General features: G+C 54.3%; 26 protein-coding genes. 16 read left to right on the top strand and 10 right to left on the bottom strand.

Annotated features, from left to right (window positions below; genetic code table 11):
- Genes ACOSDR_RS11775 through rlmH form a run of 4 tightly spaced genes read left to right on the top strand, consistent with a single transcriptional unit; the run spans position 1 to position 2889 of the window.
- Entirely contained in the window at positions 1 to 1284 is a 1284-nt protein-coding gene (locus ACOSDR_RS11775) for a glutamate-5-semialdehyde dehydrogenase (protein ID WP_420731393.1), read from the top strand.
- A gap of 39 nt (positions 1285 to 1323) precedes the next feature.
- On the top strand, positions 1324 to 1968 hold the full coding sequence (locus tag ACOSDR_RS11780) for a nicotinate-nucleotide adenylyltransferase (RefSeq protein WP_420731394.1): 645 nt from the start codon (positions 1324 to 1326) through the stop codon (positions 1966 to 1968).
- A complete protein-coding gene (rsfS, locus tag ACOSDR_RS11785; protein ID WP_420724874.1) occupies positions 1961 to 2392 on the top strand; it encodes a ribosome silencing factor in 432 nt (143 codons plus the stop codon). Before ACOSDR_RS11780 ends, rsfS begins: the two co-directional genes overlap by 8 nt.
- 38 nt (positions 2393 to 2430) lie before the next feature.
- Complete coding sequence (gene rlmH / locus ACOSDR_RS11790; protein ID WP_420724873.1) at positions 2431 to 2889, top strand: 23S rRNA (pseudouridine(1915)-N(3))-methyltransferase RlmH; 459 nt, start codon at positions 2431 to 2433, stop codon at positions 2887 to 2889.
- 25 nt (positions 2890 to 2914) lie between these two features.
- Here rlmH and ACOSDR_RS11795 read toward each other — a convergent pair whose 3' ends face one another.
- The 3 genes from ACOSDR_RS11795 to ettA all read right to left on the bottom strand — a co-directional run bounded on the left by ACOSDR_RS11795 (position 2915) and on the right by ettA (position 5354).
- A complete protein-coding gene (locus tag ACOSDR_RS11795; RefSeq protein ID WP_420724872.1) occupies positions 2915 to 3256 on the bottom strand; it encodes a HigA family addiction module antitoxin in 342 nt (113 codons plus the stop codon).
- Positions 3257 to 3265: 9 nt separating this feature from the next.
- Positions 3266 to 3604 carry a type II toxin-antitoxin system RelE/ParE family toxin gene (locus ACOSDR_RS11800; protein WP_420731395.1) on the bottom strand — a complete coding sequence of 113 codons (339 nt, stop codon included), beginning with the start codon at positions 3602 to 3604 and terminating at the stop codon, positions 3266 to 3268.
- Positions 3605 to 3668: 64 nt separating this feature from the next.
- Positions 3669 to 5354 carry an energy-dependent translational throttle protein EttA gene (ettA, locus tag ACOSDR_RS11805; RefSeq protein WP_420724871.1) on the bottom strand — a complete coding sequence of 562 codons (1686 nt, stop codon included), beginning with the start codon at positions 5352 to 5354 and terminating at the stop codon, positions 3669 to 3671.
- 240 nt (positions 5355 to 5594) lie between these two features.
- Here ettA and ACOSDR_RS11810 point away from each other — a divergent pair, with 240 nt between their 5' ends.
- The 3 genes from ACOSDR_RS11810 (at position 5595) to ACOSDR_RS11820 (ending at position 8092) form a co-directional block, all read left to right on the top strand.
- Positions 5595 to 6245 carry a hypothetical protein gene (locus tag ACOSDR_RS11810; RefSeq protein WP_420724870.1) on the top strand — a complete coding sequence of 217 codons (651 nt, stop codon included), beginning with the start codon at positions 5595 to 5597 and terminating at the stop codon, positions 6243 to 6245.
- Positions 6242 to 6991 (top strand): hypothetical protein, encoded by a 750-nt coding sequence (locus ACOSDR_RS11815; RefSeq protein WP_420724869.1) that lies wholly within the window; start codon positions 6242 to 6244, stop codon positions 6989 to 6991. Before ACOSDR_RS11810 ends, ACOSDR_RS11815 begins: the two co-directional genes overlap by 4 nt.
- Before the next feature lie 108 nt (positions 6992 to 7099).
- The gene (locus ACOSDR_RS11820; RefSeq protein WP_420731396.1) at positions 7100 to 8092 is read left to right on the top strand and encodes a DMT family transporter; all 993 of its coding nucleotides are present in this window, start codon (positions 7100 to 7102) and stop codon (positions 8090 to 8092) included.
- Here the strand turns inward: ACOSDR_RS11820 and ACOSDR_RS11825 are convergent.
- On the bottom strand, positions 8060 to 8629 hold the full coding sequence (locus ACOSDR_RS11825; protein ID WP_420731397.1) for a DinB family protein: 570 nt from the start codon (positions 8627 to 8629) through the stop codon (positions 8060 to 8062). The two genes, ACOSDR_RS11820 and ACOSDR_RS11825, sit on opposite strands and share 33 nt — an antisense overlap.
- Positions 8630 to 8707: 78 nt before the next feature.
- Between ACOSDR_RS11825 and hspQ the strand changes: the two genes are divergently transcribed.
- From hspQ to ACOSDR_RS11860, 7 genes are all read left to right on the top strand, one after another.
- Positions 8708 to 9127, top strand: a complete 420-nt coding sequence (gene hspQ, locus ACOSDR_RS11830) for a heat shock protein HspQ (protein ID WP_420724866.1) — start codon at positions 8708 to 8710, stop codon at positions 9125 to 9127.
- A gap of 19 nt (positions 9128 to 9146) precedes the next feature.
- Positions 9147 to 10760 (top strand): acyl-CoA synthetase, encoded by a 1614-nt coding sequence (locus ACOSDR_RS11835; RefSeq protein ID WP_420731398.1) that lies wholly within the window; start codon positions 9147 to 9149, stop codon positions 10758 to 10760.
- A gap of 81 nt (positions 10761 to 10841) precedes the next feature.
- Positions 10842 to 11576, top strand: coding sequence for a tetratricopeptide repeat protein (locus ACOSDR_RS11840; RefSeq protein WP_420731399.1), 735 nt, complete (start codon positions 10842 to 10844; stop codon positions 11574 to 11576).
- A 258-nt stretch (positions 11577 to 11834) separates the two neighbouring features.
- Positions 11835 to 12524, top strand: coding sequence for a corrinoid protein (locus ACOSDR_RS11845; RefSeq protein WP_420724863.1), 690 nt, complete (start codon positions 11835 to 11837; stop codon positions 12522 to 12524).
- Between the two features lie 77 nt (positions 12525 to 12601).
- Positions 12602 to 13270: a DUF1638 domain-containing protein gene (locus ACOSDR_RS11850; protein WP_420724862.1), complete on the top strand. Its 669-nt coding sequence runs from the start codon at positions 12602 to 12604 to the stop codon at positions 13268 to 13270.
- 12 nt (positions 13271 to 13282) lie between these two features.
- Complete coding sequence (locus tag ACOSDR_RS11855; protein ID WP_420724861.1) at positions 13283 to 13585, top strand: virulence factor; 303 nt, start codon at positions 13283 to 13285, stop codon at positions 13583 to 13585.
- Between the two features lie 326 nt (positions 13586 to 13911).
- On the top strand, positions 13912 to 14682 hold the full coding sequence (locus ACOSDR_RS11860; protein WP_420731400.1) for a hypothetical protein: 771 nt from the start codon (positions 13912 to 13914) through the stop codon (positions 14680 to 14682).
- A 1-nt stretch (position 14683) separates the two neighbouring features.
- On the opposite strand, the gene ACOSDR_RS11865 is transcribed toward ACOSDR_RS11860, so the two are convergent.
- From ACOSDR_RS11865 to ACOSDR_RS11875, 3 genes are all read right to left on the bottom strand, one after another.
- Entirely contained in the window at positions 14684 to 15538 is an 855-nt protein-coding gene (locus ACOSDR_RS11865; RefSeq protein WP_420724859.1) for a D-amino-acid transaminase, read from the bottom strand.
- A 67-nt stretch (positions 15539 to 15605) separates the two neighbouring features.
- Entirely contained in the window at positions 15606 to 16094 is a 489-nt protein-coding gene (locus ACOSDR_RS11870; RefSeq protein ID WP_420731401.1) for a GNAT family N-acetyltransferase, read from the bottom strand.
- Complete coding sequence (locus ACOSDR_RS11875; protein ID WP_420731402.1) at positions 16091 to 19639, bottom strand: indolepyruvate ferredoxin oxidoreductase family protein; 3549 nt, start codon at positions 19637 to 19639, stop codon at positions 16091 to 16093. Before ACOSDR_RS11875 ends, ACOSDR_RS11870 begins: the two co-directional genes overlap by 4 nt.
- Positions 19640 to 19870: 231 nt before the next feature.
- On the opposite strand from ACOSDR_RS11875, the gene dcd reads away from it, so the two are divergent.
- Both dcd and ACOSDR_RS11885 read left to right on the top strand, forming a co-directional pair.
- Positions 19871 to 20449 (top strand): dCTP deaminase, encoded by a 579-nt coding sequence (gene dcd / locus ACOSDR_RS11880; protein WP_420724856.1) that lies wholly within the window; start codon positions 19871 to 19873, stop codon positions 20447 to 20449.
- An 85-nt stretch (positions 20450 to 20534) separates the two neighbouring features.
- Entirely contained in the window at positions 20535 to 21515 is a 981-nt protein-coding gene (locus tag ACOSDR_RS11885; RefSeq protein ID WP_420731403.1) for an NAD-dependent epimerase/dehydratase family protein, read from the top strand.
- Between the two features lie 29 nt (positions 21516 to 21544).
- Here ACOSDR_RS11885 and ACOSDR_RS11890 read toward each other — a convergent pair whose 3' ends face one another.
- The 3 genes from ACOSDR_RS11890 to ACOSDR_RS11900 all read right to left on the bottom strand — a co-directional run bounded on the left by ACOSDR_RS11890 (position 21545) and on the right by ACOSDR_RS11900 (position 24083).
- The gene (locus ACOSDR_RS11890) at positions 21545 to 21853 is read right to left on the bottom strand and encodes a hypothetical protein (protein WP_420731404.1); all 309 of its coding nucleotides are present in this window, start codon (positions 21851 to 21853) and stop codon (positions 21545 to 21547) included.
- Between the two features lie 399 nt (positions 21854 to 22252).
- A complete protein-coding gene (locus ACOSDR_RS11895; RefSeq protein WP_420731405.1) occupies positions 22253 to 23110 on the bottom strand; it encodes a helix-turn-helix domain-containing protein in 858 nt (285 codons plus the stop codon).
- Between the two features lie 52 nt (positions 23111 to 23162).
- Entirely contained in the window at positions 23163 to 24083 is a 921-nt protein-coding gene (locus ACOSDR_RS11900; protein ID WP_420731406.1) for a methylenetetrahydrofolate reductase, read from the bottom strand.
- Positions 24084 to 24096 lie beyond the last annotated feature (13 nt).

A 24096-nucleotide genomic window follows, 5' to 3' on the forward strand; every position in this document is an offset into this window, starting at 1 on the left:
ATGATGGACGGTGTAGACATCATAGACGGCGATGCCAGCGCAGAATTGAAGGCCATGGCACAGCGTGCCCGTACGGCCTGTCACGCCTTGGGTCTTGCCTCATCGGATGCGCGCAGGAACGGTCTGCGTCAGGGCGCTGGGGTCATCCGCGCGCGCATGGATGACATTGCCCAGGCGAATGACAGGGATATGGCCTATGGGGCAGAAAAGAACCTGAGCCCGGCAATGATGGATCGCCTGCTGCTGACGCAAGACCGGATCGAGGCAATGGCGGCAGGTGTGGAGGCCGTTGCGGATTTGCCCGATCCAGTCGGCCAGGTTCTTCAGTCATGGGATCGCCCCAATGGCTTACAGATCGATCGTGTGCGAACACCACTGGGCGTGATCGGGGTGATTTATGAAAGCCGCCCGAATGTCACGGCGGATGCTGGCGCCTTGTGCGTTAAGGCCGGTAATGCGGTGATCTTGCGGGGTGGATCAGAAAGCTTTCATTCCGCAGGGGTCATTGCAGACTGTCTGCGCCAGGGGCTTGCGGCGGCGGGCCTGCCACAGGATGCGGTGCAGATTGCGCAAAGCCGCGACCGCGCCTTTGTCGGTGCCATGCTGGGGGCCAGTGGCCTGATCGATGTCATCATCCCACGCGGTGGGCGCAATTTGATTGAACGGGTGATGGCGGATGCCCGCGTGCCGGTCTTTGCCCATCTGGAAGGGCTGGTTCATCTGTATATCCATGCCAGTGCTGATCCTGATAAGGCCGTGGCAATTGCGGTGAATGGTAAAATGCGGCGTACCGGGATATGCGGCGCGACGGAAACGCTGCTGATTGATCGGGCGATCGCCCCGACCTTGCTGCCGCGCCTGACCGAGGCCCTGACCAAGGCTGGTTGTGCCTTGCGCGGGGATGCAGAGGCAATTGCCCTGATGCCGGTTATTGTGCCTGCCACGGAGGAAGATTGGTCGACGGAATATTTGGACGCGATCCTGTCGATCCGTGTGGTCGATGGGTTGGATGCGGCAATGGCGCATATTGCGCAATATGGATCCAATCACACTGATTGTATTGTGACAGAAGATGCCCAGGCGGCAGAACGGTTCTTGCGAGAGGTTGATTCCGCGATTGTGATGCATAATGCCTCAACCCAATTTGCCGATGGGGGGGAATTTGGCATGGGGGCTGAAATCGGCATTTCCACCGGGCGCATGCATGCCAGGGGGCCTGTGGGGGCGGAACAGTTGACCAGTTTCAAATACCAGGTACGGGGCACCGGGCAGGTTCGCCCGTGACGGTGCGGGCTATTGCGAAATCCTCGGTGCAGATGTGCCATGGGTAAATTCCGCACCACCAGTCTGGTCAGCCGCAATCGGCGCATGACCGTTGGTCTTCTGGGTGGGTCTTTCAATCCCGCGCATGAAGGTCATTTGCATATCTCCCGCGAGGCGCTGAAACGTCTGAACCTGGATCAAGTCTGGTGGATGGTGTCGCCCCAGAACCCACTGAAATCCGAATCAGGCATGGCCGGATTTGAAGACAGGCTTCAATCTGCCAAGACGATGGCGCGTGATCCCCGGATTCGCGTGACAGATATCGAACGAAGGTTGGGGACACGTCAAACCGCCGATACGCTGGGTAAGCTTACCAAAATGCTGCCGGAAATCCGGTTTGTGTGGCTGATGGGTGCAGACAACCTGTTGCAAATTCATCGCTGGTATCGATGGACTAAAATCTTCACAACGGTTCCCCTTGCCGTTTTTGCAAGACCTACGTATGATTCAAGGGCGTTGGCTGGGCAGGCGGCGGCTCGGTTTGCGCGGGCGTATCTACCGGATCGGTTTGCGCCCGGATTGGCGTATAGAGCGCCGCCAGCTTGGGTGTTTTTGGCGATACGCCGACATGCGGCCTCTGCGACCGCTATTCGGGAGTCTGGCGGGTTCCCTTCTTCGAACCAACCGGGTGAACCTGATGAATAGTCGACAGAGCAACCAAATCGTTGGCGGGCAACAGAAGGAGAAACCGAAGATCGCTAGTCTCATTGCGCAGGAACCGTATTCCGACCTCATGTTGGGATTAATCGAAACCTCATTGGATGACGACAAGGCTCAGGCCGTGACGGTCATCGAATTGCGCGGCAAATCGTCCATCGCTGATCACATGGTGATCGCCAGTGGTACATCCAGCCGCCAAGTGGTCTCCATGGCAGACCATCTTCTGGAAAAGTTGAAATCGTCTGGCGTCGAAGGTGCGCGGGTCGAAGGCATGAATCAGGGCGATTGGGTCCTGATCGATGCCGGCGACATTATTGTGCATCTGTTCCGTCCAGAAGTTCGCAGCTTCTATAATCTTGAGAAGATGTGGGGCGTGGAGATGCCGGAACCCATGAGCGCGAACGCCTGATCGGGCGCATCGCACAGGGGTAGGCAGAAAGGGGTCCGATGCGGATACGCATCATCGCGGTCGGCCGCGCAAAGCGCGGTCCCGAGACGAGTCTTTTTGATGTCTATCGATCCCGGATCACCTGGCCCCTTGAACTCATAGAGGTTGAGGAAAAACGCCCGCTTCCTACTGATCAGCGGATCGCACGGGAAGACGAACTGATCCGGGCGAAAATCCCGGACGGGGCAACGATTGTAGCCCTGGATGAAACCGGCGATGACCTGACAAGCCGAAAACTCGCCGCAAAATTCCAGACATGGCAGGACAGCGGCACCAGCGATCTGGTGTTTCTGATCGGCGGGGCGGACGGCCTGTCAGACGGGTTACGCCAATCGGCCAGCCTGCTGATCCGCTTTGGCCGCGTCACCTGGCCCCATATGCTGGTCCGCCCCATGCTGGCCGAACAAATCTACCGCTGCCGCCAAATCCTGGACGGCCATCCCTATCATCGGGATTGAAAGAAAATCCGTCAAAAGGTGTCGATCAGCGCGGGGCCAGATACGCGTCAGGCAATGATTTCAATGATTGCTTATAAGGTGCGACAACAATGTTGGCTTCGCGTTTTCTCGCCTGCGCAATATCATAGCTGTTCTGCATTCTCATTAAAGTATCCATAGATATCCCAAAGGCTTTTTCGAAGCGTAATGCCATCTCAGGAGACAGATGAGCGCGCTCGTTCAACAGGGCAGATAAGGTCGGACGGGTTACCCCCAAAATATGCGATGCCGTCGTAACAGACAGCTCTAATGGCTCCAGCACTTCATGTTTAAGAAATCCGCCTGGATGGGATGGTGCTTTCAGTCGGATGCTTTCAGAAGTCGTCATGGTGCTCTCCTAGTGATAATCTTCATAATCAAGGTCGATGATTTCGACTTCGAATTGATCAATTTTGAATGTCAGTCGCCAATTTCTTGTGACGGTCAAACTCCAGGTGCCTTTTCGAGCACCTGTGAGTATGTGCGCACGCCAGCTTGGGATCGCTTTAAGTTCTTCAACGCTGTCCATATCTTGCAGAAAGGAAATCATGCGTCGGAGCTTTGGAACGATGTCATTTGGCAGACCAGACAAATCATCCTTTAGAATGAACCGACGTAATCCTTTATGCAGAACGTTTCTGATCTTCATACCGAAGTATAGCAGCCAATCTGTATGCCGTAAAGTTACACGCGACATTATGGTGTCAAACTTTAACTTCACCGTTGAAACGATGTGATGCGGTTGAGGTTAAACCTGCAGTTTAACGCTCCATTCGGCGGTATTTGATGCGGTGGGGCTGGTCGGCCTCGACGCCCAGGCGGCGTTTGCGGTCGGCTTCGTAGTCTTCATAGTTGCCTTCGAAGAACACGATTTCGCTGTCGCCTTCATAGGCCAGGATATGGGTGCACAGGCGATCCAGGAACCAGCGATCGTGGCTGATGACCACGGCACAGCCGGGGAAGGTCATCAGGGCGTCTTCCAATGCGCGCAGAGTATCAACGTCCAGATCGTTCGTCGGCTCATCGAGCAGCAGGACATTCGCGCCGGTCTTTAACATGCGGGCCAGATGGACGCGGTTGCGCTCCCCACCCGACAATTGACCAACCTTCTTCTGCTGATCGGCGCCTTTGAAGTTGAACGACCCGACATAACCACGGGAGGCGACCTTGCGCTTACCCAGTTCGATCATATCCATGCCGTCGGAGATTTCTTCCCAGACATTCTTATTGTCGTGCAGCACGTCGCGGTTCTGATCGACATAGCCCAGTTTCACGGTCTCCCCCAAACGGATAGAACCCGCATCGGGTTTTTCCTGGCCGGTGATCATGCGGAACAGGGTGGTTTTACCCGCCCCGTTTGGCCCGACGATCCCGACGATCCCGCCCGGTGGCAGTTTGAAGCTGAGGCCATCCATCAGGACCTTGCCGTCATAGGATTTGCACAGACCTTCCGCTTCAATCACGACACCGCCCAGGCGTGGGCCCGGCGGGATGATGATCTGGGCCGTGGTATTGGCCTTTTCGGCCTCTTCCGCTTCGCGCACCAAATCGTCATAGGCGGAGATACGCGCCTTGGATTTCGTCTGGCGACCCCGGGCAGAGGCGCTGACCCATTCCCGCTCTTGCGCGATGTTGCGCAGGCGGGCTTCCTGTTCCCGGCCTTCCTGTTGCAGACGCTTTTGCTTCTGTTCCAGCCAGGAGGAATAGTTGCCTTCATAAGGAATGCCGCGACCGCGATCCAATTCCAGGATCCAGCCGGTGACATTGTCCAGGAAGTAGCGATCGTGGGTGACCATCACCACGGTGCCTGCATAGTCCGCCAGGAAGCGCTGCAGCCAGGCAACGCTTTCCGCATCCAGGTGGTTGGTCGGTTCGTCCAGCAGCAGCATATCAGGCCCGCTGAGCAACAGGCGACAAAGCGCAACGCGGCGGCGTTCCCCCCCGGACAGATTCTTGACCCCCCAATCGCCCGGCGGGCAGCGCAGCGCGTCCATCGCGACCTCAACCCGCGCATCCAGGTCCCAGGCATCAGCGGCGTCGATCTTTTCCTGTAATTCTGACTGTTCACCGATCAGCGTCATCATCTCATCATCGTCGGTGACTTCGCCCAATTTCATGGAGACTTCGTTAAAGCGATCCACCACAGCCTTTAGCTCAGCCAGGCCTTCCATGGCGTTTTCTGCGACGGTCTTGTTCTCGTCCAGATGCGGTTCCTGTGCCAAGTAACCGATCTTGACCCCATCGGCGCACCAGGCTTCGCCGGTATATTCCGTATCAACGCCGGCCATGATCTTCAGCAGCGTGGATTTCCCAGCCCCGTTATAGCCCAGTACCCCGATCTTCGCGCCTGGCAGAAACTGTAGCGTGATTTCGCGCAGCACTTCTTTGCCACCCGGATAGGCCTTGCCCAGATTGTGCATGCCGAAAACATATTGGTACGAGGCCATGGCGGTCCTGCTCCTTAAGCAAATGATGCAACGAAATACCGCCAGCCGGGGCGGCGAGAGGGTTTTAGCGGAGTTGAGCCGGTAGGGCAATGACGGCATCAGGCAATCCTGATGCAATCTGGTTTATGTAAAAAAATATAACTATTAATGGTTTCAAGCAAAAAATTCGCCTTTTTACTGCAAAACCGTCCCGTCTCGATATACAACTCTTGGTCTATCCTGGTTTTTCGGAATGGCCGAATGACCAGAACTCTACAGGAGGGCATTATTATGAGTAACCGTATAAATAGTTCCGATGATTCTATTACAATCAAGGTTGCCTCAACGATTGAGGACCTGATCGCCTGTCAACGAATTCGATCAGCGTGCTTTATGAGTGGCGACGAACCGGAACCATATTCGGAACAGTTCGATGGGAATGACTTTTCGGCGGCAACGCATTTATTGGCTTGTCGAAATGGCGCACCCGTCGGTAGTATGCGTATACGCATCCTGAATGGGGGTGAAGGAACTGAGGCAACCTGGGAAAAGCTTTCTGTGCTGCCCAGTGAAAGAGGTGCCCTGGCCATCCTGAACTCAATCGCTCAGGCCGCGGTGCAGTATTCGGTGTTTAAAGGAATTACGACCATTAGAGGTTTGGTGCGAGACCCACGGATCATGAAGTTCTGGAAGCGCACTGTGAATGGCGTAATCACCAATGAGCCGCCGGTTGTTTATGAGGGACGGGAATATCGTCATATCCTCATCGACCTGCGTCCTTATTGGACACCATGCGAACGATTGACATTGGAGAAGATCGAACATGAGATTTTCGCCAAACATTTGTCAGAACGTCGCCGCGCATTGGCATCAGAGCGCGTGGAAGAAAGAATGAGGCAACGCGTCGCATGATACGTTCGGAACAACTCTTAAGAGAGTTGGAAAAGACAGTCGACCCGTCTGACGTAGAACTTGTTCTGCGTCGGGCGGGGGCGACCCATATGTTCTGGCAAACCTGGGATCCAGATACGGTCTATACGTGGGAACGTGTGCCGCCTGGATTCTTTTCCATGTATTATGGTCTGGACTCCGACCGCTTTTGCGCCATTGCCAACGCCATGCGGGCGGGCTGGATATGCTATACATTTGGTCAGGCCCGCGCAGAGCTGGGCAACAGTTCCGATAGCAAAGACGCTGAAAAGATCTGGAATAACTTCAATATGTATGACGGCATCTGCATTTTGCAGGGTTTTGGCGGCCGTCGTTCCTTGTTGACGATGGCGGTTACCGGCAATGCGGAACGACTGTTGCGTCAGTATCATGTTGTATTTTCGGCGGCCGCCGCGCGGCTGGATGAATTGTTGGCGGCAGATCTGGACTCCCTGTTCCGGGCACCACGGGCGCGGGGCCTGCTGTCTCCGGCAGAAGAGGCCACCGTACAGGCGCAGATTGATCACCCGCATTTAACCGTTCGCCAACAGGCCGGTCTTTTAAACGTCTCGGTTCGGACATTGGAAAAGCGGCACGCGGATATCGCCAAGAAGCTGGGCGTTTCATCCTTCCCCGGCGCTATTGTCATCGCCCTGGATCATGGCCGGATTGGTGCACTATCATCCGATACCCTTGATGAGGCAGACAAGCGTGGAAATACTGTTTAGATATTTTTGTTTTAATACTGTAGTGTCTTCCCATCCGATTTATCCTTGTTATCCACCGCACTGAAAACCTCTCTCCTTAAGACGCATCATTTCCAGGATCATGTACTCATGCCTAACGTCGAACCGCCAGCCACGGCAGGGCGCAATATTGGCCTAGCGGCGCCACGAGCCGAACAAGGCAATGTTCTGTTTGCCGCTGCCTGGATGATGGGGGCTTTGGCTTCGTTTGCAGCCATGGCGATTGCGGGGCGCGAAATATCGCGGGAATTGGATACGTTCCAGTTGATGTTTTTCCGCAGTATGATCGGACTTTTGCTGGTTGTTGGGATCAGTGGCTTCTTGCCCGGCGGATTGCGTAGCTTCAAAACACAACGCTTCAAACTGCATGTTGTCCGGAATCTGTTCCATTTCGCGGGTCAGTTTGCCTGGTTTTATTCTATCACCATGATTTCTCTGGCAGAGGTCTTTGCTCTGGAGTTCACGTCACCGATCTGGGTCGCAATTCTGGCACCTCTTGCTTTAAAGGAACACATGACCAAGGGTCGTGCTTTGGCCGTTTTTCTTGGGTTTGTGGGTGTAATGATTGTGTTGCGACCCGGTTTGGCGGAGTTCGGTCCAGGCCATATCGCGATGCTGGTTGGGGCATTGGCATTTGCCACAAGCATGCTAACGACAAAGAAGCTCAGTGCGACGGAATCCCCGCTGACCATTCTGTTCTGGATGGTGGTTATCCAGGCCCCTATGGGATTGATCGGATCCCTTAGTCATTTTGTCCTCCCAAGCATGACGACAACAATATGGCTATTTGTCGTGGGGCTTTGCGGGTTTAGCGCGCATTACTGTATCGCTCAGTCGTTTCGGTGGGCCGACGCGACCGTGGTGGCGCCGATGGATTTTTTCCGCTTACCGCTCATCGCGGTGGTGGGCATGTTGTTTTACAATGAGGTTTTTGATCCGTTTGTCTTGTTGGGGGGCGTAGTGATCCTGACCGGCAATTACCTAAACATCCGTCATGAGCAAAAAAGGGTCGCCCTGGCAGGCGCGGCCCCGGTGCTTGACCCGACGGCATCAGTTGATGGCGTCGATCATCCACCCCGATAGGTTCTGTGCATCGACTTCCGCCATTCGGCTTTCACGATCCATTCGCAGGATAAATTCATCCAATTGCGGAGGTGCGATGGATGTCTGGCTCAACATATCGTGAATCTGCCCACGGTGATGCGTGCCATGGGCCAGAACATGCTGAAGGATCGCCCAGATCGGCTCCACAACCCGCCCCCAACGCTGTGTCTCATGCAACAGGATTTCCTGCTCCAGATCGTCATCCGATAACCCGCCGATATAGGCGCGCATCGCATCATCAGTTTCGCGTTGTGCCTTAATCAGGGCGTCCCTAGTGCCATAGGTTACGCCATCATCCCCAGTCGGGGGAAGGGGGGTGCCCCCCAGCCGTGACAGATAGCGCTGGTCGGTTGTGACAATGTGATCAAAGGTCCCGTGGATTGACCCGAAAAAGCTGGGGCGTGCGGCGAAATATTCGGAGTCATCCAGGCGCAGACAGGCCTGCATCAGGCGTTGATTCGCCAGAAAATGATTGGCTGCCTGCACATGCAGCAATCCCAACACATTTATCGCCATTTGTTGTCCCTATCGGCCATTCACTTGATTTGATTTATCCTAGTGCGAATGTAATATGACATCAAAGGATGCCATGACATGCAAAAAAGTGACGACGATATGAGGACTGGTTCAGATAGGATGGGACCGCCGCCGGGACCACAGAATGAGTCTGAAAGCTCTGTTTATAAAGGGGTTGCACTCTTTCGGATCGGGGATGCGGTTCAGCACCGGAAATTCGGTTTCCAGGGTGTTATTTTTGATGTCGACCCGCAATTTGCAAATTCAGACGAGTGGTATGAGTCCATCCCGGAAGAGTCACGTCCGCGGAAAGATCAGCCATTCTACCATCTCTTTGCGGTGAATCCTGCGGATATGTCGCCCTATATTGCCTATGTCTCCCAACAGAATCTAGTTCCTCTGCCTGATGGGCAGGAAGTCGCTCATCCCCAGTTGGAAGATTACTTTGCGGGCCGCCAGAATGGTCGCTGGGTCGTTCGCAACGATCGTATAAATTGACCCGCAGGGTGGATCTTCTATGCTGAGCCCAGCGACACGGTATGAAGATGTCGTGGCTAAGTTCTCTTGGCAAATCCCGCAGTATTATAACATCGGGGTCGATATATCCGATCGGCAGAATCCAAATGATTTAGCGATTCTGTTCCGTGATTATGATGATCAGGTGCGGGAATACACGTTCGGGGACTTATCCCGGCTCAGCAACCGCTTTGCGAATGTCCTGATCGCTCATGGCCTGAAGCGGGAAGATCGTGTCGGTATCTTGCTGCCACAAGCTCCAGAAACGGCTGTTTCGCACATTGCCGCCTATAAGGCCGCGCTTATAGCGGTACCACTGTTTATCTTATTCGGGGAAGAGGCGTTGGAATATCGCCTGGTCAGTTGTGGCGCGCGGGCTGTGGTCACGGATGCAACAGGTTTGCCGAAAATTCTGGCAATCCGGGATCAGTTGCCGGAATTGCGGGTGGTATTCTGTGTCGATGGCCCCTTGGAGGGGGCTGTGGATTTTCATGATGCATTGGCCCGAGCCTCTGATCGGTTCACACCGGTCAAGACGGCAGCGGATGACCCGGCGATCATTATTTTTACCTCTGGTACGACCGGTCAGCCCAAAGGGGCCTTGCATGCGCACCGTGTCCTGCTGGGGCATCTGCCGGGCGTTGAATTTCCCCATGATTTCTTTCCCCAGAAAGGCGATCGCTTCTGGACTCCGGCGGATTGGGCCTGGATTGGGGGGCTGATCGATGTGCTGTTGCCCAGTCTGCATCACGGCATCCCCGTATTGGCGTATCGGGCGCGTAAATTTGATCCGGAAGAAGCGTTTCATATTCTGGCGCGGTTTGGCATTCGCAATGCCTTTATGCCACCGACGGCCCTGAAGATGATGCGCCAGGTTGAAACGCCGCGAGACCGATTCCGCTATAAAATACGCTCCATTGGATCAGGGGGTGAAACGCTGGGGGCGGAACTGCTGGAATGGGGCCGCGAGACGTTCGATCTGACAATCAACGAATTCTATGGTCAGACAGAATGTAATCTGGTGATCGGCAATTGCGGGGCCTGTATGCCGGTGCGTCCTGGCTATATGGGGCGTGCCGTGCCGGGACATGATGTCGGAATTGTTGATGATTCGGGCAATCCGGTGCCGGTGGGAGAGGTTGGTAATATCGCGGTTCGAAGCCCGGACCCTGTTATGTTTCTGCGTTATTGGGACAATCCCAAGGCAACGACGGAGAAATTTGCAGGAGATTGGTTGCTGACCGGGGATACCGGCAGTTTGGATGATCAGGGATATTTTCGCTATATCGGGCGCAATGATGATGTGATCACCACGTCAGGTTATCGTGTCGGTCCGGGTGAAATAGAAGATTGCCTGATGCGCCATCCCGCCGTTGCGCTGGCTGCCGCTGTTGGGATACCAGATCCTTTGCGCACCGAGGTCGTTAAGGCATTTATCGTATTGCGCAGTGGGTATGTGCAAAGCGATTCTTTGATTGAAGAGATACAGGCCTTTGTGAAGACCCGTCTGGCGGCGCATGAATATCCACGGCATGTCGCTTTTGTCGACAGTTTGCCCATGACTACGACGGGCAAGATCATGCGCCGGGAATTAAGAAAACAGGTGGGACAATGACAACACTGTTTGTCTCATACGGTATCGACGTATTCTTGGAATCCGCATAGGGTCATCGTCTTGCAACGGGGGCAATTTAGTATGGCGGTTGGTTTTGGGGAAAGAATGGCGATATCCGCAGGCTTACTGGGCCTGTGCCTGATCATGCCCTTGGCGATGGTTGGCTTCCAATCCGGGCAGGCTTTCGCGCAATCTGAAACAGCGCAGCAAGATGTCGCGCCGACCTTTATTGTGGATCGATATCGCGCAAAGGCGGACGCCGGGGATACGGGCGCACAATTCCGCCTGGCCATTTTGTTTGAGCGTGGTGCTGTGACCGGTTCGCCCGATTATGATCAGGCCGCAGTCTGGTTCGAACGTGCGGCTGCGGCGGGACATGGCCCCGCCCAGTTTAAGCGCGCACTGTATTATCAGGAAGGCTTGGGCGGGCAAAAAGATTTATCCGCTGCCGCCGCGCTCTATCGGCAGGCGGCAGAGCAGGGTCTGGGGGAGGCACAGTTTAATCTTGCCCTCCTCCTGGCGGAAGGTCAGGGAGTTGCAAAGGACGTTTCAGGCGCAATTCGTTGGTACGAACAGGCGGCCTTTCGGGGTGTAACGCCGGCCATGCGCGCGCTTGGGCTGTTGTATATGGGCGGCGTCGCAAATACCCCTCAAGACCGGATAGAAGCCTGGGCATGGCTGACTTTGGCAACCGAAAACGGGGATACTAAAGCGGCAGGTCTGTTACCGGATGTGACAGATGGTATGGATAAGACGTCTCTGGAAGAAGCATCCCGTCTGGCGGATGCCTATCGCCAATTGCGTCTGCGCCCTTGATTGACGCCCCTGATTAACCCCCTGATTAATTCCCCGGCTCGAACGTCGCAAATACACGGATTTTGGCGCTATTTCAGCAACTGATCTTGTTCAGTGGCGTTGGCAGGTCGGTCCATTTTTTGTATTGTCGTCGCAAGGATAAATCTTGTCGCGCGGGTGTGAGCCTGGAATCTGGCTGGATTTAGCGTATGGCGAATGAAAACCAGTAATGGGGCGAGACGAAATTCGCCCCATTTGCCTTAAAAGGGATAGATCAAAATGGCCGATGATGGGGATCTAGATCTTCGTTCTCTGGACGATCAGGAATTGGTCGAGCAGATGTGGGACGATTTGTATGATGGTCTTGCGGACGAAATCACAGACGCAACAAACATCCTGCTGGAACGCGGATGGGCACCTTATAAGATCCTGACCGAGGCTTTGGTCGAAGGGATGCGGATTGTTGGGATTGATTTCCGCGATGGTATCCTGTTCGTACCAGAAGTGCTGATGGCGGCCAATTCCATGAAGGCCGGGATGAATATCCTGCGCCCCTTATTGGCGGAAACAGGCGCTCCTCCGCAGGGTAAAATGGTGATTGGCACGGTGAAGGGCGATATTCATGATATCGGCAAGAACCTTGTGTCGATGATGATGGAAGGTGCGGGCTTTGAAGTGATCGATTTGGGTATCAACAATCCAGTAGAAAAATACCTCGCTGCCCTGGAAGAGCATAAGCCCGACATTCTGGGCATGTCCGCCCTGTTGACCACGACGATGCCCTATATGAAGGTCGTGATCGATACGATGAAGGAACAGGGCATTCGCGACGATTACAAAATCCTCGTCGGCGGGGCGCCCTTGAATGAAGAATTCGCGCGGGAAATTGGCGCTGATTCCTATTGCCGGGATGCCGCCGTGGCGGTGGAGACGGCAAAGGAAGTGATGGTTCGCAAGAACAATCAGTAGATTCATCAGCCGCCTCCCCTAGGACGCCTGTTACTGTTGATTCGTTTTGGCGGCAGAATGGGCAAGGAATGGACCGGATGAATCAAACACTGGATCAAAATATTCCGGCGCCCGATGCGGCGCCGGAATATGGTCTGGAAAAGGCCAATATTCTGATCATTGCCTGCGGCGCTCTGGCGCGGGAGATTCTGGATATTATCCGCCTGAACGATTGGCGGCATGTCGCCGTCACATGTCTTCCCGCCAAATTGCATAATACACCGCAGAAGATACCCGACCTCCTGAGGGCGAAAATTCGGGAACATCACAATGATTATCAGGCGATCTTTGTTGCCTATGCGGATTGTGGAACGGGCGGAAAATTAGACGATGTTGTCCGCCAGGAAGGGGCGACCCGGATTCCTGGACCTCATTGTTATTCCTTCTTTGCCGGGGCCGATGCTTTCGATGCCATGGCAGATGCGGAATTGGGGACGTTTTACCTGACGGACTATCTGGCGCGGCATTTTGAAACTTTGATTCTGGAGGGGATGGGCCTGCGCAAGTATCCACAAATGCGTGACATGTTGTTTGCGAATTATACACGCCTGATGTATCTGGCTCAGACGGAGGATCCGATTCTGGAGGATAAGGCGCGCCAGGCGGCGCAGGCTCTGTCCCTGAAGTTTGAGATGCGCCGGACCGGCTATGGAGAATTGGCGGATTTTATGATGGCATCCGTAAATGATGCCCCGATTAAACAATAAAGGATGGTATAGATGGCCCAGTTAATTGTTGTGTATTGGCGTGATATTCCTGCCCAGGTGATCGCGAAAAAGGGCCGTCGCGATCAGGTGAAAATCGTCCTGGCCGAACGGTTTGAAAAGGCGATTGATCGTGCCGCCATGCGGGGCGGTGCCCGGTCCACAGACGATTATCTGGCAGAATGGCGCAAGGCTGACCCGGTTGAAGTATCAGATGATCTGGAAGCGGAGGCGCGTAAGGTTGCAGATGCGCTGGAAGCGGAATTTGACGAGGCACGCCTGAAAGAATTGGTCGAAAAAGGCGGTATGGCGGAATGATAGCACTGCGCCGGGTGAAGGTGCAGGACAAGGCCATTTGGTTATTTTCCGATGAGATTTAAGTAAAATATAGGTAAAAAGAATAAAAAGTTTAACAGTATTTGAATCTATATTCGGAAACCTTACTCAATATAACGAAATAATATCAATGGTTTAGGTCTCTGGCAGGATTCGGTTTTTGCCTATGTTTATCTTATCTTGTTGAGATTCTTGATTTTCATCCCGATTCGACCAATCTTTAAAGGATGAAATATTCGTTGTCTCAATTTTGCGCAGACCGTGCGCCTGTAATCCTCGCCGGAATGTTTCTGGTGGGAGCGTTGGTCTTGTACGCGCGCCCGGCTGTTTCGGAGTCGGTGTTTGAGGCTCCGTTTGAACCCGCACAATGTGGCGAACGCCTAAATCGCTTGTATGACGGCGACTTCGAACAGTTTTGGAACTATATACTGCGTCAGGGTTATACTGGCGCACCGGAATTTGCATGGTCTACACCTGAATTGGCTGGAGAGACACCGGAAGCATGGCGCCAGCGCGCCTATCAATGTGTCTTGGAAGTCGAACGCGCCAATCATCATGATGACAGCCCGGAAACACGATATGCGGTAGGTTATTTCCTATGGTTCGGTACGACCTCCCTGGGGTATGAGAAAGATCCTGACGGACAGCCGGGCGTGCGGGAGCGGGGTTATCGCCTGTTGTCGAATACTGCGGCCGAAGGCTACAGGCCCGCAATGGAAACCATCATTCAGGTTCATCTGGAAATGGTACAATCTGTTGATCAGCGCATCGCCTATGCCGCCCGCGCGGGCAAGACAGTTACCTTGCCGGATTGGTGGCCGGATCGGGATCGACTTATCCTGTCCCTGGACCGGGCTGCGAAATCGGGTTTCAGTTCGGCCTATCTGGCGATATCGTCAATTTATTCAGAGCGCGCCCTGTTGGTCGGTGCAACAGGCCATGACCATAATGGAAAGCGCGCGACGTCTCCGGATCCGCGTTTGATCTCTGCCGCGAAGGCCTATCGTAAGGCATGGGAGGAGAACCGAACCGCGCCGGTTACGCCAGCGCCCACCCCGGCCCCCAGCCCAGCGTCCTAGCCTAGCTGGCGCTTGCTTTCGCAGCCTCGATATACATCTTGCGCAGTTTAAGGGCGATTGGACCCGGAACGCCCGTACCAATCTTATGGTCGTCGATTTTTACCACTGGCATAACAAAGCTGGAAGCAGATGTGATGAACGCCTCTGTGGCCTCATAGGCTTCCTGCTGTGTGAAGGGGCGAATCTCAACTGTCAGCTTTTCCTTTTCCGCTAGGTCCAGAATAACGCGCCGGGTAATGCCATGCAGAATGTCATTGGACAGATTGCGGGTGATCAGGGTTCCATCCTGGGTAACGATGAAGGCGTTGTTTGAACTTCCTTCCGTCACAAAGCCATTTTCAACCTGCCAGGCATCATTGGCACCGGCGTCGATGGCGGCCATCTTTGCCATGCTGGAGGCCAGCAATTGCACGGTTTTGATATCGCGGCGATGCCAGCGAATATCCGGCACTGTAATGACCGAAATCCCCGTCTTGGCGGTGGGAACATCTACAATTTTCTTTGACTGGCTGAACATCACCAGGGATGGTTTTACCCCCTTCGGAAAAACGAAATCCCGATCTGCCGCGCCGCGCGTGATCTGCCAATAGACGGCCCCTTCCGTCACCTGATTGCGGCGGATGATTTCACGCTGGATTTCCAGAAGTTCTTCCTTGGTACAGGGCCAATCCATCTTAAGTTCGGATAAGGAACGTTCCAGTCGGGCGATATGGGCGGCATTGTCGATCAACTTCCCGTCCAGCACAGATGAAACCTCGTAAACGCCATCACCCATTAGAAAACCACGGTCAAAGACAGAGATTTTAGCTTCTTCTTCGGGGAGATACTCGCCGTTTACATAGACGATCCGGGACATCGACTGCTCCTGTTTTAAGATTGGATACCAACGTCTGCTATAGATAGGACCGGGCAGCGTCAAGCGGTCAGGAAATTTCCCGCTTCATCTGAACTTCATTGGGTCGAAATCCCCGCTTTGCATAGGCTGCACCGGCGCGATCATTTCCAACCAGATAGCTCAACATAAGGATCTTCAGTCCCAGGGCTTTGAAATGCGCCTCGGCCATTGCGATCATATCATCCAGCACGGTTCCACCGCGATGTTCCGGCTCGATCCACAAATCATTGATATAGCCGACCCGGCTTTCTGATGGATACAGGTACTCCCCCGGAAAGGTCTCAACGGAACAAACCATCATCCCAACAGGCAGGCCGCCCTGTGTCTCTGCCAGTGCCACTAGCCCGTCATTCTGTTGCGCATCCAGGATCTGATAGCGCATATGAGGGTCCGCGCCATCGGCAGCCGTTTGACGGGCCGGATCGATGGCGTGTTCCAAATCATGCAGATGACCCATAAACCGTATCAGCGCAGGCAGATCGTCTGGCAGAACGGCCTTTCTAACGATCACCGTCATTCGGCAGCTTGCGGCGCCTGGGCACTGCTGGGATCACGGAATTGCGCCATCAGTTTGGCTTCCGTGTCTTTTGCCAATTTCACGTGGCGTTCCTTGATATGACCATAGCCGCGGATGTGTTCCGGTATCTCCGCCAGTTCAATCGCCGTATCATAATTTGACGCAGATACTCCGGCGATGATGTCACCGATCATGGTTTCATAGTCGGTGATCAGGCGGCGTTCCATTTTACGCTCTTCACTATAGCCGAAGATATCCAAAGGGGTCCCCCGCAAGCCTTTCAGCTTTGCCAACAGGCCAAAGGCAGACATCATCCAGGGGCCATATTCCCGTTTTTTCAATTCGCCCGTATTAGGGTCCCGTTCCGCAAACAGCGGCGGGGCGAGGTGGAACTTCAGCTTAAAGTCCCCTTCAAACCGCTCCCGCACGGATTTCATGAATTTGCCATTGGTAAACAGGCGGGCGACCTCATATTCATCCTTGATCGCCAGCAGTTTATAGTAATAGCGCGCTACCGCTATCGCCAGGCTGCCATCGGCCCGACCAACGCGACCTTCTGCCGTCACGACTTTATCAACCAGGTCCTTATAGCGCCGGGCCAGGCTGTCATTCTGATAATCCTTCAAGGCGGCGATGCGCTTGGCAACGATGTCTTCCAGACTGGTGGCGATAGAGTCATCCTGTTTCGGCGCGGCGGTGGAAGCCTCTGCCTTATCCACCATTTTCAGCACGGCTTTTGGATCGTGGGCCATGCGGCGACCCCATAGAAAGGCGCGCATATTGGCCTTCACGGCCACGCCATTCAGTTCAATTGCTTTCTCCAGTGCCGCACGGGAGACCGGGATTAACCCCATCTGGAAGGCAACGCCCAGCATGAAGGGATTGGTTGCGATACTGTCGCCCATCAAGGCCTCAGCAACCTTTGTGCCTGGCAGGAAATGGGACGCGTCTGCGCCCAGATTATCGCGGATGATCTGTTCCATCTCGCTGGCCGGGAATTGCCAGTCGGGATTGCGGGTGAAATCCCCGGTAATGGAGGCTTGGGTATTCACGACAGCCACAGTTGATCCGCGTTCAGCCTTTGCCATCGCATCAGCGCCAGAGGCGACAACGATATCACAGCCCAGGATCAAATCAGCACCCCCCGCAGCAATGCGAACGGCCTTGATGTCTTCCGGGGATTTCGCCAGTCGGATATGGCTGGTGACCGGGCCACCCTTCTGCGCCAGGCCCGCCATATCCAACACGGAACAGCCGGCGCCTTCTAAATGCGCGGCCATACCCAGCAGGGCCCCAATGGTCACAACCCCTGTGCCGCCAACGCCGGTCAGGAGGATATCCCAGGGTTTATCTGTCAGGGGACGGATGGTGGGTTCGGGTAAGGCCTCAAACACATCGGCGACACCGGCTGCCTGGGCTGATCCAGCATCGGCCCCCTTGCCCTTTCGCAAGCTGCCACCATGCACGGTCACGAAGGAGGGGCAGAAGCCATCGACACAGGAATAGTCTTTGTTGCAACTGGACTGGTCGATCTCTCGTTTGCGGCCGAATTCGGTTTCCTTCGGCACCACCGACAGGCAGTTGGATTTTACGGAGCAATCGCCACAGCCTTCGCATACGGCCTCGTTGATAAAGGCGCGTTTGGCGGGATCAGGATACAGGCCGCGCTTGCGGCGACGGCGCTTTTCTGCGGCACAGGTCTGGTCATAGATAATGACTGTGCATCCGGGGGTTTCACGGAATTCCTTTTGCAGGGTGGTCAATTCGCTGCGGTGATGCACTGTTGTGCCCGGCGGGAAGTAGCCAGGCGTGGTGCCATATTTCTCCGGCTCGTCAGAGACAACAGCCAGGCGCGCGATTTTTTCTGAGGCAACCTGTTGCGCCATGGTTGGGACATCGATGGGCCCATCATGGGGCTGGCCCCCGGTCATGGCGACGGCATCGTTGAACAGGATTTTGTAAGTGATATTGGCACCAGACGATACCGCCGCGCGGATCGCCAGCAGTCCGGAATGGAAATAGGTCCCATCACCAAGATTGACGAAGACGTGTTTTTCGCTGGTGAAGGGGGCCTGACCGATCCAGGTCATGCCTTCGCCCCCCATCTGGGTGAAGCTTTGGGTATTGCGATCCATCCACAGCGCCATGTAGTGACAGCCAATCCCAGCTAAAGCACGGCTGCCTTCTGGCACCTTGGTGGAGGTATTATGGGGACAACCGGAGCAGAAATAAGGAACGCGCTTGGTACCGCCCTTAGTCTCCGACAGGGATTTTTCTTTCGCGGTTAAGAATCCCAAACGATTTTTGAAATGCTCATTGGAATCTACCGTCGCATTGCCGCCGGGCAGTTTCTTAAGGCGGTCCACCAGCACGCGAGCGATTCCAGCAGGAGTTAATTCCCCATATGACGGAAGCTGCAATTCTCGCTGATCGTTAAATTTACCAACCACCCGGGGCCGCACATCTTCGCGCCAGTTATAAAGTTGCTCTTTAAGTTGGTTTTCGATGACGGCGCGCTTTTCTTCGACAACCAGAATTTCTTCCAGTCCTTCGGCGAAATGGCGAATGCCTTCGCGCTCCAGCGGCCAGGGCATACCCACCTTATAAATTACGATCCCCAGCTTCTCGGCGAATGCCTCATCGATATGCAGGTCTTCCAGGGCCTGCATCACGTCCAAATAGCTCTTGCCTGTCGTGACGATACCCAAGCGGCGGTTCTTGCTGGGCCAAACCTGATAGTTCAGCCCATTTGCCCGCACATAGGCCAGCGCGGCATATAGGCGATATTTATGCAGCAGTTCTTCTTCCTGCAGCGGTTGATGGATGGAGGCACGAATGTTCAGGCCGCCTTCCGGCATATCAAAATCTTCAGGGATTTTGCACTGGACGCGATGCGGGTCGACATAGACGGATGCCGATGTATCAACCGTATCAGCCAGTGTTTTGAAGGCGACCCAGACCCCGGCATAGCGCGACATCGCCCAGCCATGCAGGCCCATATCCAGAAATTCTTGCACATTGGCGGGGTGCAGAACGGGGATCATGGCGTCCATGAAGGCATATTCAGTCTGGTGGGCGGTGGTTGACGATTTGCAGGTATGGTCATCCCCCGCCAGGGCCAATACGCCGCCATGGGCAGCGGTCCCAGCCAGATTTGCATGGCGGAAAACATCGCCTGATCGGTCGACGCCGGGCCCCTTGCCATACCAGATGGAAAACACGCCATCGACTTCCGCGCCGGGATACAGGCCAACCTGCTGCGTGCCCCAGACAGCGGTTGCGGCCAGGTCTTCGTTCACGCCCGCTTTGAAATGAATGTTGCTCTTTTCCAGGAATTTCCGGGCCCGCCATAGCTGTTGGTCAAAGCCGCCAAGAGGCGATCCGCGATAGCCGGAGATGAAACAGCCCGTGTTAAGTCCGGCAGCCTGGTCTCGTAAACGCTGCATCAGCGGCAGGCGAACCAGCGCCTGCGTCCCGGTCAGGAAGACCCGACCCTGTTCCAGCGTGTATTTATCGTCCAGTTGTACATCTGCCAATTCGGCCATGGTGAGCCTCTCCCATAAAGAGCCCGGATGCTCATTCTTTATGATGAGTATGGGGCCGGTCTGAATGCATCACAAGACTGCTGTCCTGTGAGTTATTTTATTCTTGATTGGATTTAGGTTAGCATTACTGACCTAAATTTTCAACTGTCTTGCTTTCCCTTGCGGGCTGTTGTCGAATCGCGGCGCATGAAGGACAGAATAAGCATGAAACACGGGGATTGAGGACGCATCATGAAGTTATCCGACCGGGATATCCTGCAACGAATTGCTGATAAGTCGATTGAGATAGAGCCGTCTGAGAATGTTCGGTTCGGCCCGGTTTCCATTGACCTGACGCTGGATGATCGTTTCCTGTATTTCAAGCATGAACAGATCTCTGTCATCGATGTCGATAAAGGATTGGGCGGCAAGGGGTTAGGGGACAAGGACCCGATGACCGAATATGCCGTTCCACAGGGCGATGCCTTTATCCTGCAGCCCAAGGCCTTCGCGCTGGGGGCCACGCGGGAGCGGGTCAAAATTCCAGATGATCTGGTCGGCTGGCTGGATGGTCGGTCCAGTCTGGCGCGCATCGGGTTGATGGTCCATGCCACGGCCCACACGCTTGAGCCAGGGTGGAATGGCGTTATCACGCTGGAATTTTTTAATGCGGGCAATGTGGCGCTGGCGCTGAGACCTGGCATGCGGGTCTGTGCCGTCAGCTTTGAACCTCTGACCTCGCCAGCCCTTAATCCCTATGATCGCAAGGAAGGCGCAAAATACGTCAATCAGTCCGGTCCTGTTGCCAGTCGCGTCGGGTCTGATACCTGATCTAAATTTCAGGGTGCATCGAAGCGCGTAACCCGGTATACGACGCCCACAGTTGAAACCCCTTTTCTTTTGGAAGAACGACACAATGACCGTGCTAGTAACGGGTGCCGCTGGCTTCATCGGAATGACCCTGTCCCAACAGTTATTGGCGCGGGGAGAGATGGTCATTGGTGTCGATGATCTGAATGATTATTACGATCCGGCGCTCAAACAGGCCCGGCTGGCAACCTTGGCGGACAAGCCGGGATTTACGTTCCAGAAGCTGGACATCGCTGATACGGATGCTGTTCTGGCATTGAATGACCCGGCATTGAAGATTGACCGTATCGTCAATCTGGCGGCTCAGGCGGGGGTTCGGTACTCCCTGAAAAATCCCTATGCCTATGTTCGATCAAATCTGCTGGGCCATTTGAATGTGATGGAATTGGCGCGCAACATCGACGGCTTCCGGCATATGGTCTATGCGTCCTCCTCTTCTGTCTATGGCGGCAATACCAAGGTGCCGTTTTCCGTCGATGACCGCACGGATACGCCGGTTTCCCTGTATGCCGCGACCAAGCGCTCCGATGAGTTGATGAGCCATTCTTACAGCCACCTGTATGATATCCCAATGACAGGTCTGCGCTTCTTCACGGTCTATGGTCCCTGGGGTCGCCCCGATATGGCCGCCTGGATCTTTGTGGAGAAGATGCTGCGGGGGGAGAAGATCCCAGTTTTCAACAATGGCGATATGATGCGCGATTTCACCTATGTGGATGATATCGTGGCGGGCGTTATGGCGGTGTTGGACGGACCGCCCGTGCGGGGCAATCAATTGGCCGCGCACCGGGTCTACAATATCGGCAACAATCGCTCAGAACCCTTGATGCGGATGATTTCGGTTCTGGAATCAGCGCTTGGTGTGAAGGCGGATATCGATTTTCAGCCGATGCAGCCCGGTGATGTGCAAAAGACCTATGCCGATATAGACGCCATCGCCAATGATTTCGGTTATGCGCCGACCACGCCGATTGATGTGGGGCTGCCGAAATTCGTCGCTTGGTTTAAGCAGTATCACGGTCTTTAGGGCCTACATAAAAATAGCATGCAGATTATCTAATTCTCTTGGCAATGGGTACTAGACCACCCTTCGCTGTCGAGATTCGCGACATAGTTGTTGAATATGCGATAAATTTCTGGGTATTTTTGTTTGATTTTCGACTGAATTATCGAACATGCTACTGTTTTTTCATGAATCTTTACTATTTGATCAACGCGGTATGCGCGATCAAATGCGTTTTGTGTCTTCGCCTTATATTCGTCGAATTCTGCTCGCGTGACATAGTCGTCTGGCGTAACACATCCAGCCATCGCAAACGCAAAAATTATCGTCGCAAAGGGCATTTTCATTGCAATCCTAGACATAGCTCTACCTCCTATATATAAAGACTCGTTATAATTGATTTTTATATAATATACTATTTTTTATATTGGTGGTGAAAATTCTCAAACAGGTAATCATAGTGCAAATGGATAGGATATTTGCTGACACATTAGGGGCTTAAACTAAGGTCAAATTTGTATATATACATCAGCACATCACGGATGCAGGCTTGTATCAGATCGAAGCGTTTTGGATATAAGCACCCTTAGTCTGAACCTCGCGAAGCTGTAGGCCGGACAAGGACAACTCACACAAATGTTATGGGAAGAACTCGCCGGGGTTTAGGCGTCCCTATCCTAGGGAAATATGCTACCGGTTAGGGATAGAAGAGCCTTTTCAAGCGGCTAGTTCAATCCGATTAAATAGGATGGAAGAGTCGGTTACGTCGAGCCTGGTTCAAGGGTGGTGCTTTGCAATTTCTCGACGATATTTCTCAGCCTGTCCAGCAGCAGAGAAAACAGTTCCGCCTGGGACGAGATCGCCAGTTTGCTGTAGGCTTTCTTGCGGTGGATTTTCACGGTGCCGGGGCTGATGCCCAGATGCAGGGCGATGGATTCTGTGGAATGTCCGCGCAGGATGAAGGCAACGACCTCCGACTCTCGGCGGCTCAACACATCCTGGCCCACCGTATTCATCGCCATTTCGATGGGGTGAACGGGATCGATACCGGGCCTGGTCTCACCTACCCGACGGGACTCAAATTCCTTGTATAGCGGCATCCAGTTATGGGCGCCCAATGTGCGAATGGCGGGGCCAAGATCGCTTAAAAGGGCAATCTCATCGGATGTGAAACGGGAGACTGCGCCGCGCTTGGTCAAGCTCAGCACCGCTGTGACGCCATCGGGCAGCCCCATGAAAAACCCGATCTCATCGACGATTCCAGTGCGGATATAGTGTCGCTTGAAGTACTCGGTTTCAAAGAACCGGTCTGGCGCGATGTCTGACAGGCGCGCTAAACCGGTAAGCCGACCATTCAGAACTTCCGTAAAATAGGGGTCCAGCAGGTAGGGGCCGGTGATGTACCCTTCCATGATGATCCGGGCTTCATCGGATGAGGCGACATCGGTGAAAGCGGCGAGGGGGCGTTCTTCCCCGCGATAGACAAACAGCATGACATTGTCGAAGGGAACCAGAGCACGGATGGCTTGAGTCAGGCGCGGCCCAAAGTCGGGCGTCCCCAATGCTGCAATAGCGCGCGCTTGAACTATGCTCCATTGAGCGAGGATCGTGTCTTCCATTACGACCGGATTAACTCTTTTGCGTGATCAGAATGTCGAAGGCGACGGTCTTCTATTCCACGACATAGTCGGTCTTAAAGCCACCCTTTTTGGACAATTCGATCTTGCCGTCCTGAATGGCATGCAGCCAGGCAGAGGATTTCTTCAGACCGCCCAGAGGGTAAAGGTGGGCCTGGATAATGCCGCAACTAGGATCGGTCGCCTTATAGTGTGCCAGGTCGCGCACAAGCTTATCAGGTTCGCTGACGCTCATCAGTTTGGCGACATTTCGGGCTTGTTTGGCGATGAAGCGCATGGAATTGCCGATGCCGCAGGCTTGGGCATGTTTCATCAGGGTCTTGATCGTCGCCAATCCTGGAATGCCGATATGGATCGGCAATGTGTTGCCCTCTGCGCGGATCTGCCGGTCCCATTGAATCAGCGGTTCTGCCTCAAAACAGAATTGTGTCGCGATATAGAAATCAATCGGGCTTTGGGCGGCATAGGCGTTCTTGTCCAGCAGGGCGCGGATGACTTCGGCGGGCTTAATGTCTGGGCTGCCTTCCGGATGACCGGCAATACCCAGATGTTTGATGCCATATTTCTCAAACAGGCCCAGTCGCAGGATTTCCATGGATTCGCTGAATTCCCCGACAGGGTTGTCGACGCCGCCGCCGATCAGCAGGGCTTCTTCGACACCGGTTTCTTCCGTCAGCATCTTCAGGTTTTCTTCAAAGAATGCTTTCGTGGGGATGGAGCGGGCGGCGAAATGGGGAACCGGCCGCATGCCCTGATCTTTCAGCTTTTTGACCGTGACCACAGTATCGCGGAAGTTTGATCCTGGCAGGAAGGTCACATAGACGATCTGATCCGGGCGCAGGACGGCGCGGAAATCATCAATCTTCGCGGCCCCTCCTGGCGTTACCTCCAGCGTGCAGGTGCTCATGAAGTTTACGATCTGATCAACCTCAGTCATGGTGATGGTCTCCGACATGGCGCGCTCTTTC

The sequence above is a fragment of the Hwanghaeella sp. 1Z406 genome (genome assembly GCF_048892425.1).
In the GTDB taxonomy this organism is placed as follows: Bacteria; Pseudomonadota; Alphaproteobacteria; order UBA8366; family Aestuariispiraceae; genus Pacificispira.